Source organism: Levilactobacillus brevis ATCC 14869 = DSM 20054, assembly GCF_001433855.1.
GTDB classification, from domain to species: Bacteria; Bacillota; Bacilli; order Lactobacillales; family Lactobacillaceae; genus Levilactobacillus; species Levilactobacillus brevis.
In genome coordinates, this window is the sequence record NZ_AZCP01000003.1 from 66,961 (window position 1) to 81,309 (window position 14,349).

The following is a 14,349-nucleotide window of genomic DNA, read 5'->3' on the forward strand; positions in this document are numbered from 1 at the left end:
CAAGAAGGGTAAGAAGATTATGGATAATCAGCCATTAAATAATTTTAGTGAATTACTAATGATTGTCCCTCAGAAAAAGAATGGGAGCCAGGCTGAAATCGTGCAGAATATTATTCATTATTTAGAGAGCCACGATGTATTATGGTATGATGTTCAATCATCTCAAAACGAACGTCATCACAAACATTCGGCCATCCGAATTCAGGCTCATATGCCAAACCAATCAGTCAACGAAACAATAAATGTCCTTTCCGCTTTCATCGATGTTTCTCAAATCATTGTTAGGCCATTGGGCTAGCCCTAAAGGAATCTTCTAATACAAGGAGATTCCTTTTTTATTTGGTAAGCATTTGTTTGTCTGGTAATAGACAGACAAATCTATTACATAAAAATTGTTGGTTTCACCGACGAAAAAATACAACCTAAAGAGTGTATTTCATTCGTCCAATTGCGAAAGCAATTGCTGGGTTTGGGTTTGGGTTTGGGTTTGGGTTTGGGTTTGGGTTTGACCGTCGGCAGGACCCTCTCGGGAGAGTTCTAATGGTAGTCATTCGCAAAAATCGCAGAATTTTGGAGGTCTAAATGCCTATAAATAAGCCTTTCTCTAAAAAATGGATCTTTTCCTGACTGCCCATCACTTACTAATCAGCTTTCACGAAGTCGACTTCGTGGTTGCTGATTTTTTTGTGTCTTCAAGTATAAATATCCGTATCGCTTATGTTTATTCATCAATTAGCAGCGACAACCGCACGGCCAGTTCAGGCGTTAATTTTCTGAAATGGCCGTATTTTAGCACGCTCCCGCTATTTTGTCTCCTAGACAGACCCACGCAAATTGTTTTAAGCTTAATATGTTTACATTTTGCTACAAGTTACTTTTACCCTAATTTAGTCATGGAGAGGAACCCCGTCACATGAAAAAACGTTTGTCTCTAGCGCTGGGCTGCTTGGTCTTACTCGGCTGTTTACCAGCCAGCGCCGCTACAAAGCGAACCACCCCAGCCAACAAATTTCGTTATAGGACCAATAAAGCCAGCTACTACAATAAATCAACTAGCTCCTATTATCGCGCCGTTTGGACCAGTGCTCGCAAGGCTTGGAACGGTTCTAAGACCTTCAAGTGGTCCACTACAAAAAACAAAAAGTCCCGTTCATTTACCACATCCGTGAACCGAAATACCGGCGTATGGACTAACGCCACCGGTATGGCTTATAACGGCCTTGCAATTAACAGTCAAGGTATTCAGACCGGTGCGGGCATGTATTTGAATCGAACTGTTTTGAAGAAGTATAAATACACCAAAAAACAGCGAGTCAACGTCGCTATTCATGAAATGGGACACGCATTAGGTCTTGCTCATAATAATGGCGGCTCCGTCAGTGCGATGAATCCTGCTAATCGAGTTTACGCTCTCCGGTCTTGCGATCTTCGAGGAACTAAACGCGTCTACGCCACCGCAGCCACCACCACGAAGGCCCTTGCCACCGCGGCACAACCCAGTCTAACCGTTGACCACCTAAAAGACTATGACAATGGTATTTCCGGTATCAACCAATTGAAAAAGACTGCTCCCGTCATTGTTGAAGGGCACATTACCAAGAGCGTTGGTCATCATAAAGCGCCCAAGAATTATTACACGACACAAACACTAGCTGTCGACAACACCTTTAAGGGTAAGGTTGGGTCGACACTAACCTTCACACAAGGGGGCACCACCCAAATGGCCGTAACGGCGAGTGAAATCTTGCCGCAACACCAAACAATCATCGTCATGTTGGCTAAGAACACCCACGGTACCTACTACGTCATTAATGACGGCCAAGGCATGTTCGTTGATACGCACACTAGCAATGGTCACAAGTTATTTGATCACGTCTCAGACCATGCTATTTATACCGAAAATATGCTCCACTAAAAAAACGCTAGACTGCCGTCTGGCGTTTTTTCTTACTATAGTAGGACTATATCTGTCGATAATAGCGCCACGCGGCTCCAATGACGTCAATTAACAAAAAGAGGCCGAGAAAACCACCGATACACTCGCCTAATAATCGGCCGTAATCCCACCAAAATAACTGGCCCATCGCAATGAGGTCCATCACACATTTTAAGCCAAAGATCGGGATCAACAGCCCCAGGTAGAGCTTCAACAAGTCAATCGTCTGCTGAACCTGTTGCCACAAAATCTCGCGAAAGGTCACAATCACCGTCTCCTCCCCTATAACATTTATAACCAGACGTAAGGTTACGCACTGATTCCCCTGAAATGATCAGTCATTATTCTCCACCAGCTATTTTACACTAAGCTGGCCAAAAAAAGCGACGACCAACACTTTTTCCCCCCATTATAGTGCGACTAATAAAAATTCCCCGCTTTGATCACCAGATCATCGCGAGGCATTTTCGTTATTTCCAATAAGCGTATTTATACTGAGCATCCGTGGTCATCGTGTAGGTTAAGCCACCAACTGTCTTGGAAACCAGGTGTGCTTTAGCCTGTTGGTACAAGGGAACTAATCCGGCTTGCTTAGTAACATACGTATCGGCTTGCTTCATCAGATTCCACCGTTGTGCTGTGGTGTACGTCGCCGTATCGTCCACTTTCTTCATCAAATTCGTGAAATGCGCATTCTGCCACTTCGTGAAGTTCACTGAACTAGTCCCATCCGCCATCTGCAAGAAGTCAGCTGGATCACGCCAATCGGTCGTCCACCCATCCAGATCAATATCAAAATTCCCGGCGGCACCCTTGGCAATCTGTTGCGCTAACGGCATCGACTTAATGGTAATCGTCAAGCCCGGTAAGTACTTTTGGGCCTGTTGCTGCAGGTATTGGGCTGCGTGCTTTTGTTCATCCGTATCAGCCGTCAGTAACTCCAGACTGGCCTTCTTGATTCCCAATTCCTGTTTGGCTTGCTGCCAAAGTTTAGTGGCCTTTTGGGGATTATAACTCACCAAGTTCCCCACTTCTTTGGTGAAGTCTTTACCCGTCTTAGGATTCGTGCCATCTCCCGACGGAATTAAACTCGTGGCGGCCTTGGACCCATCTTGCAAGACATTCTCGGTCAGGGCCTGACGATTAACCACGTAGGAGAACGCTTGGCGAACTTTGGTATTGTGCGTAATGGTCCGTTTGTCATTAAATTCTAGGAACCGCATCGAACTATTGAGGGTCGTAGTCATTTCCGGATTATTGGCATTCTGCTTGATATATTGGCCGGTCAACACGGTCTCTTGCACCTTACCTGACTTGAATAAGTTAGAAGAAGTCCCCGCATCCTTGACTACTTGAACGTTAACCCGCTTAATTTTGACGTTCTTAGCATTCCAATAATGGGGATTCTTCACGTAAGACCAACTATCGGCAGCACCATTCCACCCGACTAACTTATAGGCTCCTTCGGACATGGTCTTCGCCGCTGACGTCCCATATTTACTGCCACCAACCTGCTTAAACAGGCTAGTCTTAATCGGGTAAACTGCCGTGGCTAAAATATCGGGTAGCCAAGGTTGCGGCTGGGTTAGCGTGATCTGTAAGGTCCGTTGATTCAACGCCTTCACCCCTAGTGTGGACGCCGCCTTTTTCCCCGCTTGAATCGCTGAATAATTTTTAACGTATTTAAGCTTATTGGCTACCTGTGATTTAGATTGCGGGTTAACCTGCCAATCCATTGACGTCACAAAATCCTGGGCTGTCACCGCATCACCATTTTGCCATTTGGCATTCTTTTTGAGCTTAAACGTATAAACAGTCCCATTCTTAGTGGGTTTAACCACTTTCTCTGCCACACCAGCAATTACCTTACCGTGACTATTCAGGGTATACAGGCCCTCCGACGTTTGTGAAATCATGCTGGAACTATTCGTATCACCAGAAATCGCCGGATTAGCCGTTGCGGGATTTCCCGTCATTGTTACGTTCAACGCCTTATCCGTCGTACTCTTCGCCTGGGCCCCACAGCCGGCCAACGCCATCACTGCTAGCAACCCGACACCCAATCCCATAACCTTATTCATTCTCCATTACCCCTCTCAATTCGCCACAAAAAAATCGTTCGTCTCGTTGGCCGTCTCCGGTCAACAAGGGCGAACGATTCGCGGTACCACCTTGATTTATCTCTTATGGTGTTCATGAGAACACCGCGTGCGTTAATGGGCACGACCCAGTACGGACTACTCATTTCACCCGTACGACTTCCAGATGCGCTTCATGGCGATTGCTGACCCGGCTTCCATCATTCCCGGACTCGCTAAACAGTTGATCCACCATTACTCTTCTGGGCAACGTCGTTTTGATTGATATTAAATCTATCATCATTCATTTTCACTGTCAATAGTTTTATAAATATTCATTTAATTGAATATAAGTCCAGAATCAGTGCATAAAAAAGACGACCCCACGTCGCCGTAAGGTCGTCCACTTGAATATAGCCTAAAAAATAGCTCGTATTTACGATAAATCTTTTTATTTATTCACATCTTGCGACTGGCGGCCCGTCATCGTGGTCGTTTCCCGGCTAACCGTTTTACCGGCCTGACTGGTCGTCGTTTGCGTCTTGACCGCCACGTGCCCCTTACCCGTGGTATCCGTCAATTGAACGGCCGTCTGCCCTGAAGCCGGCTTAACAACCGAATCCGTCACCGTTGAGCGGTTTTGCGGCACCTGGCTGAAGAGCAATCCCCCAGCAACGAGGCCCAGCGCAAGCCCAGTAATGCCCCTCGTTCGTTTTTTCATATGATTTCCCCTGATTTCCCTATTGTTCGTGACAATTCCTCTGATGCCATTATACACCAAACGCCCAAATAAATTACTTATAAATTTCCACACGGTGTTGGTTCCGTTGAATCACGAGGCCATTTAGCCCCAAAATCATTAAATTAGCCACTGCCGCCAGAATAAACAGCAATGTATAAGACCCGTGATCAATCACGAGACCACCAAATAACGGACCAAAAGCTTTGCCAACACTGGCCCAAGCATTGGCCATCCCCTGGTACTTTCCCTTAACCGCGTGCGGGGTCAAACTGTTAACAATCGCTGGAATCGCGGGGAATGCGGTGGCCTCACCCAGCGTTAAGATAACCATCGCTACCACAAAGTGGGCGTAATCTTTGGCGAAGATCAGCGTGAAAAATGACAAGGCCACAAAGAAAATGCCGGCATAAACTTGTAAGTATAAATTGCTGAAAAAGTTACTCAACCAATTAATGATCGCCTGGAAAACCACGATCAACCCCGCATTAAGTGTCCACAACAGACTGTAGTCACGCATAGGAATACCCATCCCCGTCATATACACGGAAAGATTGGACACCCATTGCTCATACATCATCCAAATGATCACTAGCGAAAGAAAAAAGGCCGCCATGATGCGGCGATTAGGCCGTGCAATGGCTACTTTCTCCCGTGTCTGCGCAACCACGTGGCGGTGCATCACGGCTGGTGCGCGATAGCACGTCACCACTACCCCCATAAAACAAACGAAGAGACTAAAGGCAATGGCAAATAAGAGCGTGACACTAGTACTATACACGAATCCCACCAGAGCTGTTCCCAACACCACTCCTAGGTTTTGCGCAAAGTACAGCATATTAAAAATATATCGACCGTCCCGGCTATGAATCGTGGTACCCAGCGAGTTGACCATCGTGAGCGTCCAACCCGAAGCTAACCCTAAGAAAATCAGGGCGATGGGAAAGGCCGGCCAGCCATGGTTCAGCATTAGCCCCCCCAAGGTTATCAGCGATAAGGTGACCCCACCGATTGTGAGATAGTAAGGGTTAAAGCGGTCAAACAACCGGCCGCCCAAAACACTACCAACCACGTTGGCTGATGAATATAGAAGTAAGATCACCCCGACCACTGTTAGTGATGCGCCCAGGCGATTATGGAGGTAAATGGTCGTTAACGGCCAAATAAAACTCATCCCAATACTGCTACACAAAGCCCCCAATAGTAGCCATCGTAACCGAATCTCTTGCATCGAACCCCACCTTTCCTAAAGTTAAAATTCAATTAGATTCCATTCTAGCATAGGCGCGCTTCAAAACACTACCCCTCCGAGTCATTTCAATTGCCTTTTACCGCTGGTTCCCCGTAAACTGGTGATCAGGAGGTGGCGAAATGACTGTTTTATTTATCAACGGCAGTCCCCGTAAAACGGGCAACACGGCCGCACTGGGCGAAAGACTCTTACATCAGGTGCCTCACACCACGTGGCACTTAACCGATTATGCTCTACACTTCGAACACGACCAGCGCGAAACTGGGCGTCCGCAGCAAGACTTAACGGACGATTATGAACAACTCATGACGCAATTTGCGACGTTTGATGACATTGTGCTGGGGACGCCGGTCTATTGGTACGGGATGACCGGCCAACTTAAAGTCTTTATGGATCGCTGGTTTGATAGCTATACCCACGATTTCCCCTTTGCCGGTAAACGCCTCTACCTTTTGGTCGTTGGCGCTGACCAGCCCCAAATTAAGGCGACTGGGATTACGCAAGCCGTACAGTATTCCTGCGACTGGCTTCATATGCACTTTCAAGGCGCAACTGTGATTACGGCTGACGGTCCCGATGATGTTCGGCAATTAACGACGCTCCCGGCGAGTTATGCCGCGCTGGCCGCGAAGCTACAAAACACTTAACGTCTTACATAAGAATAGCGGCAACTTCAGTATGATTAGAACTGAAGTCGCCGCTATTTTAGGACAAAAAAAACCACCGCTCGGGGAAAGCGATGGTCATCGGAGTAGGGGTAACGTCATTATATAAGAATGACGTTAACTATTTTTTCATTATTCCAGGGGAGGAGGAGTACATGAAAAAAGATTGTTAATCTTTGGTAGAAGCACCTTACTGGTTAACTTCTATGTTTTATATACTAATCGGAAAATATGATGAAATTGTGAACTTTCTGGCACACTCTTATGAATTTTATCAATTTTGGTGGTTTATTTGGTTACTGTCTAACCAAACATTGATAAAAAATAATCCGATCATCAATTTCACAATCGGTGATCGGATTACTTCCCATCATTACCCCTGATCCGGCGTGTAGGCTACCGAAGAGAACTTGTTGAACGACTTCACGAAGAGTAACTTAACCGTTCCTCGAGGACCCGACCGGTTTTTTTCAATGATGACTTCGACTTCTCCCACGTCTTGATCCTCTTCTTCTCGCGGATCACCGCCACCATCACTGTCGTCGCCTTCCCGTTCGTAATAATCATCCCGGTAAAGGAAGGACACGATATCAGCATCTTGTTCAATTGATCCGGATTCTCGGATATCAGACAAGACTGGTCGTTTATCTTGTCGTTGCTCCACGCCCCGTGATAGCTGCGACAAGGCAATCACTGGCACGTGAAGTTCTTTAGCTAATTTCTTCAATTGCCGTGAAATATCGGACACTTCTTGCTGACGACTTTCGTGGTTACTTCCTTCAATCAATTGGAGGTAATCAATGACAATCAGTCCGAGGTCGCCGCGTTCCTTAGCCAGTCGCCGACATTTGGCCCGAATTTCGGTAATCTTATTTCCAGCCGTATCGTCGATATAAATGCTGGCCTTCGCCAAACTGCCCATGGCGACAATTAAATTTTGCCACTCGTCTTCAGAGAGTTGCCCCGTTCGCAAATGGTTGGCATCAATCGAACCTTCCGCACACAGCATCCGGTTAACCAATGATTCGGCACTCATTTCCAAACTAAAAATTGCCACCGTTTTATCCGTCTTAGTGCCAACGTTTTGCGCAATGTTCAACGCAAACGCTGTCTTCCCCACGGCCGGCCGGGCGGCTAAGATCATGAGTTCATCATCATGTAATCCGGTCGTCATCTTATCCAACTCCGCGTAACCCGTCGATAGACCCGTGATGGTGTCGCCTTGTTCCGACAATTGGTTGATTTCTTCAAATGAACTATTTAGGACCTCACGAATTGGCTTAAACCCGGATTGATTGCGGGTTTCAGCCACACCCATGATGTCGCGCTCAGCGTTATCTAAAAGGTCTGAGACATCCCCATCTTGTTGATAACCCTGAGTGGCAATGTTTGTAGCCGTTTGAATCAGCCGCCGCAAAATCGCTTTTTCTTGAACAATTTTGGCATAGTACGTGGCGTTCGCCGCCGTGGGCACAGCCCCTGCCAGTTCGGCAATATACGTGACGCCGCCGACATCATCTAATTCATTCTTAGCCGTTAACCGGTCAGTAATGGTCACCACGTCAATGGCTTCGTCGCGGTCATTTAGGTCCATCATGCTTTGGAAAATAATCTGATGTTCCCGCCGATAGAAGTCTTCTGGGGTGAGATATTCCAACGCATCCACCAACGCATCGGTACTCAAAAAGATCGCCCCTAAGACGGCCTTTTCAGCTTCGAGGTTCTGTGGTGGTGTGTGGTCTGTTAATACGCTATTATCCATGCTTACCCCTTCATTTTTAAACGCTGTTCTAAATGACCATTTTACCATGAGAGGACCGGGGTCGTAAAATATATGCTTCAATTTCAGCGCTAGTCCGCACTGGTCAACCCGCGCACGGTAATCTGGCATTTCCATCCAAGTCGTTGTCAGCAATCGGGTAGTTTCCGGCATTTTATCATATTTTTCCGTCAGACCGACGAGTTTAGATCACACGAGAAACAATTCGATAGCTAATCAAAATAACCGTTTTGGCAACAAAATCCCCACGATCATTTACGATCAGGTAATCTGGTGATGCATCATTAGGAGGTGTTACACCATGTGGGCATTAATTTTGTTACCAGCTGAAAGAGAATTCCCAGAGCCAGATTTACGCACCAAGTGGTTTTATGATTTTGGCTTTCTATACTATCAGGCACACCAAGTCGTACTGCAACCTAATTGGCACTACCACGTCGCATAATACCAAAAAGCAGACTGTCACCGAACATGCGATGGTGACAATCTGCTTTTTCTGTGGCTATTTTAACGATTCCGTCGCCGATTCATATTGGTGGCTTCCTGCATCCGCAAGTTCTTACCAGTGATTTCATCAAGGACTGCTGACCCGAGTAAGATTAAACCGGCAATTCCAATGATAAAGTTGATAAACCAGATAAAACTAATGACTGAATCGGAGAAAAGTGCTAGAAAATTAACCAAAAAAATTAAACTAGCCCAAAATTTTGGTGTCTTAAATAACATCGCATACACTCCCTTTTACGGTTAAGTATATCGCGATTAGTCGCACCCGTAAAAACGTTTTCTATATAACCTTTAGTCTATTAATGCCATTTACCCCATAATCATATTAAAACTCACTTAGACATAGAAAAACCAGCTGAGATACCTCTAACTGGTTTTCGTCTATAATTATTAAGCTATCGCGTTACTTTATAGGAAAAGTCCGTGAAGGTTGCACTGGATTCATTGCGCCGATACATATCAATGACGTCTAACCCAATAAAATTCCCAGTATATCCTCCCGACAAGAAGCTAACGTCCACCGCGCCCAATGACAGTTGCCGGTGACTATCACTAACAATAAATTCCGCCTGTGACTCATTCATTTGAATACTGAACTGATATTGTCCCTCACCATCAACTGAAACTTGAGCTACTCGTTCAAATTCACCGGCCACTTCCTTATGCAAGATCGCGCAAGGCTTGCCTTGTTCGTCTACCGTAATCATCAGCAAAACGTAGTTTGATAAATCTAAATACAGTGTCATTCCAGCCATCTGTAAATAATTGTGTGGTTGATATTTCATCGTTACTGCTGATCGACAATAGAAATCAACTTGGCGCGTCGCAATTAGGTGCTGATCAAAAGCTGACTGAGGCGATTGACCACCCCGGACAACCAAACCAGCCGTCCCTGGTTGCAACCAATTAGCCTGCGGGAATTGGCGTAACGTATTCCAATACTTTGTATTCAATCCGGCATGTCGGAAATCATCAATAAACTGATGGCTTTCTATCGGCCGTTCACTAACACCTTTGGGTGCTGGCGTTTCGAGGCTAGGATGATTGCCACCATTTGCCAATCTTAGCCAGCCATCGGCCGTCCAATTGACCTTCTGAATGGCTGTTTCACGGCCTAAAATTGGGTCATCCCCTTTAAGCGGACGCGTACATAGGTGTGCCAGATACCATTCATCCTGATCGGTTACCATCAAACTTGCATGCCCTGCACACTGCAACGGTAAAATCGGATCATCAGCAGATGTCAATACTGGATTTTGCGGATCAACTTCATAAGGTCCCCAGACACTACGACTACGAGCAACTGTCTCCTGATGACCAGCCTCCGTACCACCTTCTGCACACAATAAGTAGTAATAGCCATCGTGTTTATAGATTTGTGGTGCTTCCGTTTTTCGTGCTGCAGTTCCATCAAAAATCACTCGCGGATCTCCTTGTAATTTAAGCGTTTTCAGATCCAACTGCTGAGCTACAATCCCGACTGATTTATTATGCGTAGCCAGTCGATAATCCCAAATTTCATTTAGAAAATAAGCTTGACCATCATCATCCACGAAGATCGATGGATCAAAGCCGGAGCTATTAATATACACTGGTTGGCTCCACGGGCCATGAATATCGCTAGCCGTAATTACGTAATTATCACAGTCTTTATAAGGAATCCGAGTAGCATTTACATTGGTATAAACGATGTAAAACTTTCCCTCATGATAACTAGCATGCGGTCCCCAAATTGAGCATCCAGTTGGATTTCCCTGTAGGTTAACACCCGTTTCAGGACCCAGGATAGATGTCTCATACTGCCAATTAACCAAATTATCTGATGAATAGACGCGAATGCCTGGTAACCATTCAAAAGTTGATACAACAATATAGTATTTTTCATTAGCCTTAAACAAAACCGGATCAGGGTTAAAACCGGTCAGGACTGGATTTTGAATCGTTGCCATAATTAATCGCTCCTCAATATTCCACTATTTTTCGGTAGCCTCCGCTGCCATTTCCTTAGCATTCCGTTCTTTTAGTTCAGCGGAAATCTTATCATAGGTTGCTTTATCCAAGTTGTAGAACTTCATTGAGAAAATCGCAATAAAGTAAATAACAATTGGCACAATCGTTGTGGCAATTACAATCCCATGTAGTGCACCGCTGGTTTGATGAGTGGCCGTTGCCACATAACCTGTTGCTGATAGAATCAAACCTGGAATCATACCGCCTAAAGCATTCCCACACTTGAAAACAAAGCCAACAATTGCATAAATCACACCACTCATCCGTTTATTAGTTTGATACTCACCATATTCAACTGTTTCAGGAATTAGGGCCCACATATATGCTGAAATCATCCCATTCCCGATAGAAGCAATACCACGAGAAACAAAGATCCAGACTAACCATTCAGGACGAGCAAAGAACAATCCCACCATCCCAATAATATCAGCCGCTACAGAAAGAATAATCAACTGAAATTTAGATAAGTGGTTCGCTAACCACGGAATTGCTGGAATAAAGGCCAACGCTGGTAAAGTTCCAGCTAAAGAATACCACTTCACTAGATCGGCTCGACCAACATAATAAGTTACATAGTAAATCCCAGTCGCGCTGACAATCGACTTTACACCATAAATTACGAAGAAAAAAATACAAAGGATGACTAAGGGACGGTTATGTAGCAATTGTTCAAAGACATCTTTCACTTTGATCTTAGTGTGTGCAGCCGGTACTTTAACCCGTTCATGGGTAGAAAAGAAACAGCCCCATAATAATAGACCACCTAAGATGCCCATCACCGTCATGGTTAACTGCCATCCACGAGCAGCCCCCATACTCTTGGTGAAAATATCCGCCAAAAATGGAACGAAGAAGGCCACAATTACCTGGCCTACATTGGCTAAGAATGTCCGGTAAGTCGTCAGACTCACAGATTCCTGTTGATCGTTGGTCATCGCCGCTGTTAGACTCCCATAAGGGACATTAACAAACGTATAACAAATCGATAAGAGAATATAGGTAATGTAGGCATAAGCCAACTTAGTCGCTCCGCCAAAACTTGGCACCGTGAAACACAAGACGGCCAAAATGGCAAATGGAATCGCTCCATATAGTAAAAACGGCCGATACTTTCCCCAGCGCGTATTGGATTTATCCACAAAAAAACCAATAATGGGATCGGAAAGTGCATCCACAAAGCGAACCACTAGGAACAGAAACGATGCGGCAGCGGCTGTGATACCAAACACGTTCGTATAAAAGAATAACAAATAACTTGAAAGACTGGCATAAATCAGATTACAGGTAAAGTCACCTAAACCAAATCCGACCTTTTCACCCACACCAATTTGACCGATCGGCCGAATGGCCGGTTTCGTAGGACTGGTACTCATCATAATTGTTTCATCTCCTGATTAAATTTAAAAAAATAAACTAACCAGGGGTAATTATAGCAGAAAGCGTTTTCCTTTCAAGCTTGCGTAATACTGCAAATTGCTTTCATACAAGCATTTAATTAACAAGAAAGCTTTGTTTCATTAATTTGGGCGTTGCTATATATTTTTTTGATTTTATTTTATTAATTTATAAAAATAAACAAATGAAAAGGATCCGTTCTACCGAACAGATCCTCTTAATCATTACTATACTCCCATAAATTCAGCGTTTGACCATCTAGTCCCAATGCCTGATGAGTCAACAAAGCAGCACCACCTAGTAGAGTTGCTAATTGAATGTTTGGCATGAGTTGAATTGAAATATCATACCCGGATAGTCGCTTAAAATACCGTCGAATTTGTCCCAAAGCGCTAGGCACTTGATGTAGGAGTGGTGAGTTCAAATAGAAAACATCTGGATCTAACATTCCAGCCATGTTATGGAGCATCTCCGCAACTCCATTCGCAAACTGGGAAATAACTGTCACAACTTCACTATTGTGATCATCATATAATTTTGAAATATCATCTAAAGACAACGTTGTTTTTTCTACTAGCTCACTAATCTGACGAACAATGGCTAATTCCGAGTAGACATCCTGATAGGTCACTAAACTACGCCGATTATTAATTGGAAATGCTGGCATCACAATATTAGTCCCGATCTTTCCTACTCGCCCTTGAGAGCCTCGATAAAGCTGATCACCCAAGATGAGTCCGGCTGAAATCCCCTGATGAATACTCAAAGTGACCGTATTTTTTTGTGCCGCTGTTTGAATAAAGTCTCGTGAATACAGAGCAGCTAAGTTTGCCTCATTTTCCAAAATTATAGGAACTTGATAATCTGCAAAAAGATCCATAAACGCAACCTGACTAAGATCCACAAAAGAGCTTTGAATCTGATTATGATTGACTAGTCCATGAATAGCGAAACAAATACCCAATAGGCCATGCTGCGTATCTTCAATATCTTTAAATTTAGCAACCAATCGTTGTAATTCTTGCGGTAAATTGCTTGTTGTCGTTAGCTTAAATTGCTGAAAGGCAATAGTTTCACCGTCTAAATAACATGCCAAAGCCCGCACTAACTGAGCCTCAATCTCGACCGTAATTGTGTACCCGTATTGTTTATTGATCTCAAGCAACGTTGGCTTCCGCCCACCATTGGCCGAGGCCGATCCTGATCCGACTTCACTAAGTAGCCCCTGTTGTTGCATTTCACCGCAAAGCAATGACACCGTGGCCTTATTGAGATCTAGGGCCGCCGCAATATCCGAGCGCGAAATCGAGCGGTGATTAAAGATATAGGCAATGATCCGCTGATAATTATAATCATGTGAATTACGTCGATTCTGTTCCTTAACCATTAATCGCTCATCCTTCTTCGTTCAAATTGTCTTCACTTATTTTAGCACAACCAGTGCCGTAAGCGGCTAACCGCCCCATCTTAAATTCTATCTCCCCAAAAGAAAAAGGCCACCCAGCGGCGACCTTTCAAATACAGACTACTGTTGTTTAGCAACCACGTGCACCCGAATCTTAGCGGTCACGTCAGCATGCAATTTAACCGGCACATTGGTGAAGCCCAGAGACCGAATTGGTTCCGGTAATTCAACCTTGCGTTTGTCCAGCTTCAGATTGTATTGCTTATCCAGTGCTTGAACAATTTGCTTACTTGGAATTGACCCGAACAAGCGGCTGTCTTCACCAGCTTTGGCGACAATTTCCACCACCGTCTTATCATCTTCCAGGCGCTTTTGTAAGTCCTTAGCTTCAGCTAATTCTTCTGCTTCGCGGCGCTGTTCAGCTTTCCGTTCTGCATTCAATTGACTCATTGCGGATTGGTTAGCTTCCTTAGCCAAGCCCCGCTTGATGAGAAAGTTTTGGGCGTAGCCATCTGGGACATTCTTAATTTCGCCCCGCTTACCCTTGCCTCGAACATCTTTCATAAAGATCACTTTCACGTC

General features: G+C 44.8%; 14 protein-coding genes and 1 other annotated feature. Of the genes, 4 read left to right on the forward strand and 10 right to left on the reverse strand.

Annotated elements, in window-relative coordinates:
* Positions 1-19: 19 nt before the first annotated feature.
* A complete protein-coding gene (locus tag FC61_RS06140) occupies positions 20-298 on the forward strand; it encodes a hypothetical protein (protein ID WP_021741335.1) in 279 nt (92 codons plus the stop codon).
* 615 nt (positions 299-913) lie between these two features.
* Positions 914-1,915, forward strand: a complete 1,002-nt coding sequence (locus tag FC61_RS06145; protein WP_021741336.1) for a M12 family metallo-peptidase — start codon at positions 914-916, stop codon at positions 1,913-1,915.
* A 46-nt stretch (positions 1,916-1,961) separates the two neighbouring features.
* On the opposite strand, the gene FC61_RS06150 is transcribed toward FC61_RS06145, so the two are convergent.
* The 4 genes from FC61_RS06150 to FC61_RS06165 all read right to left on the reverse strand — a co-directional run bounded on the left by FC61_RS06150 (position 1,962) and on the right by FC61_RS06165 (position 5,984).
* Complete coding sequence (locus FC61_RS06150; RefSeq protein WP_225363210.1) at positions 1,962-2,201, reverse strand: hypothetical protein; 240 nt, start codon at positions 2,199-2,201, stop codon at positions 1,962-1,964.
* A gap of 205 nt (positions 2,202-2,406) precedes the next feature.
* On the reverse strand, positions 2,407-4,017 hold the full coding sequence (locus FC61_RS06155) for a peptide ABC transporter substrate-binding protein (RefSeq protein ID WP_021741338.1): 1,611 nt from the start codon (positions 4,015-4,017) through the stop codon (positions 2,407-2,409).
* A gap of 62 nt (positions 4,018-4,079) precedes the next feature.
* Positions 4,080-4,294, reverse strand: a binding site (T-box leader).
* A gap of 171 nt (positions 4,295-4,465) precedes the next feature.
* Entirely contained in the window at positions 4,466-4,735 is a 270-nt protein-coding gene (locus tag FC61_RS06160; RefSeq protein WP_024526026.1) for a hypothetical protein, read from the reverse strand.
* A gap of 73 nt (positions 4,736-4,808) precedes the next feature.
* Positions 4,809-5,984 (reverse strand): MDR family MFS transporter, encoded by a 1,176-nt coding sequence (locus tag FC61_RS06165; protein WP_021741340.1) that lies wholly within the window; start codon positions 5,982-5,984, stop codon positions 4,809-4,811.
* A gap of 140 nt (positions 5,985-6,124) precedes the next feature.
* On the opposite strand from FC61_RS06165, the gene FC61_RS06170 reads away from it, so the two are divergent.
* On the forward strand, positions 6,125-6,652 hold the full coding sequence (locus tag FC61_RS06170) for a flavodoxin family protein (protein ID WP_021741341.1): 528 nt from the start codon (positions 6,125-6,127) through the stop codon (positions 6,650-6,652).
* A gap of 391 nt (positions 6,653-7,043) precedes the next feature.
* On the opposite strand, the gene dnaB is transcribed toward FC61_RS06170, so the two are convergent.
* Positions 7,044-8,432, reverse strand: coding sequence for a replicative DNA helicase (dnaB, locus tag FC61_RS06180; protein ID WP_011666835.1), 1,389 nt, complete (start codon positions 8,430-8,432; stop codon positions 7,044-7,046).
* Between the two features lie 319 nt (positions 8,433-8,751).
* Here dnaB and FC61_RS12390 point away from each other — a divergent pair, with 319 nt between their 5' ends.
* Complete coding sequence (locus FC61_RS12390; protein ID WP_021741344.1) at positions 8,752-8,895, forward strand: hypothetical protein; 144 nt, start codon at positions 8,752-8,754, stop codon at positions 8,893-8,895.
* Positions 8,896-8,957: 62 nt separating this feature from the next.
* On the opposite strand, the gene FC61_RS06185 is transcribed toward FC61_RS12390, so the two are convergent.
* From FC61_RS06185 to rplI, 5 genes are all read right to left on the reverse strand, one after another.
* On the reverse strand, positions 8,958-9,176 hold the full coding sequence (locus FC61_RS06185; protein ID WP_021741345.1) for a hypothetical protein: 219 nt from the start codon (positions 9,174-9,176) through the stop codon (positions 8,958-8,960).
* A 176-nt stretch (positions 9,177-9,352) separates the two neighbouring features.
* Positions 9,353-10,906 (reverse strand): glycoside hydrolase family 43 protein, encoded by a 1,554-nt coding sequence (locus FC61_RS06190; protein WP_021741346.1) that lies wholly within the window; start codon positions 10,904-10,906, stop codon positions 9,353-9,355.
* A 24-nt stretch (positions 10,907-10,930) separates the two neighbouring features.
* Positions 10,931-12,343, reverse strand: a complete 1,413-nt coding sequence (locus FC61_RS06195) for a glycoside-pentoside-hexuronide (GPH):cation symporter (RefSeq protein WP_021741347.1) — start codon at positions 12,341-12,343, stop codon at positions 10,931-10,933.
* A 236-nt stretch (positions 12,344-12,579) separates the two neighbouring features.
* Positions 12,580-13,749 (reverse strand): ROK family transcriptional regulator, encoded by a 1,170-nt coding sequence (locus FC61_RS06200; RefSeq protein ID WP_021741348.1) that lies wholly within the window; start codon positions 13,747-13,749, stop codon positions 12,580-12,582.
* Positions 13,750-13,887: 138 nt separating this feature from the next.
* Positions 13,888-14,346: a 50S ribosomal protein L9 gene (gene rplI, locus FC61_RS06205; protein WP_011666833.1), complete on the reverse strand. Its 459-nt coding sequence runs from the start codon at positions 14,344-14,346 to the stop codon at positions 13,888-13,890.
* Positions 14,347-14,349 lie beyond the last annotated feature (3 nt).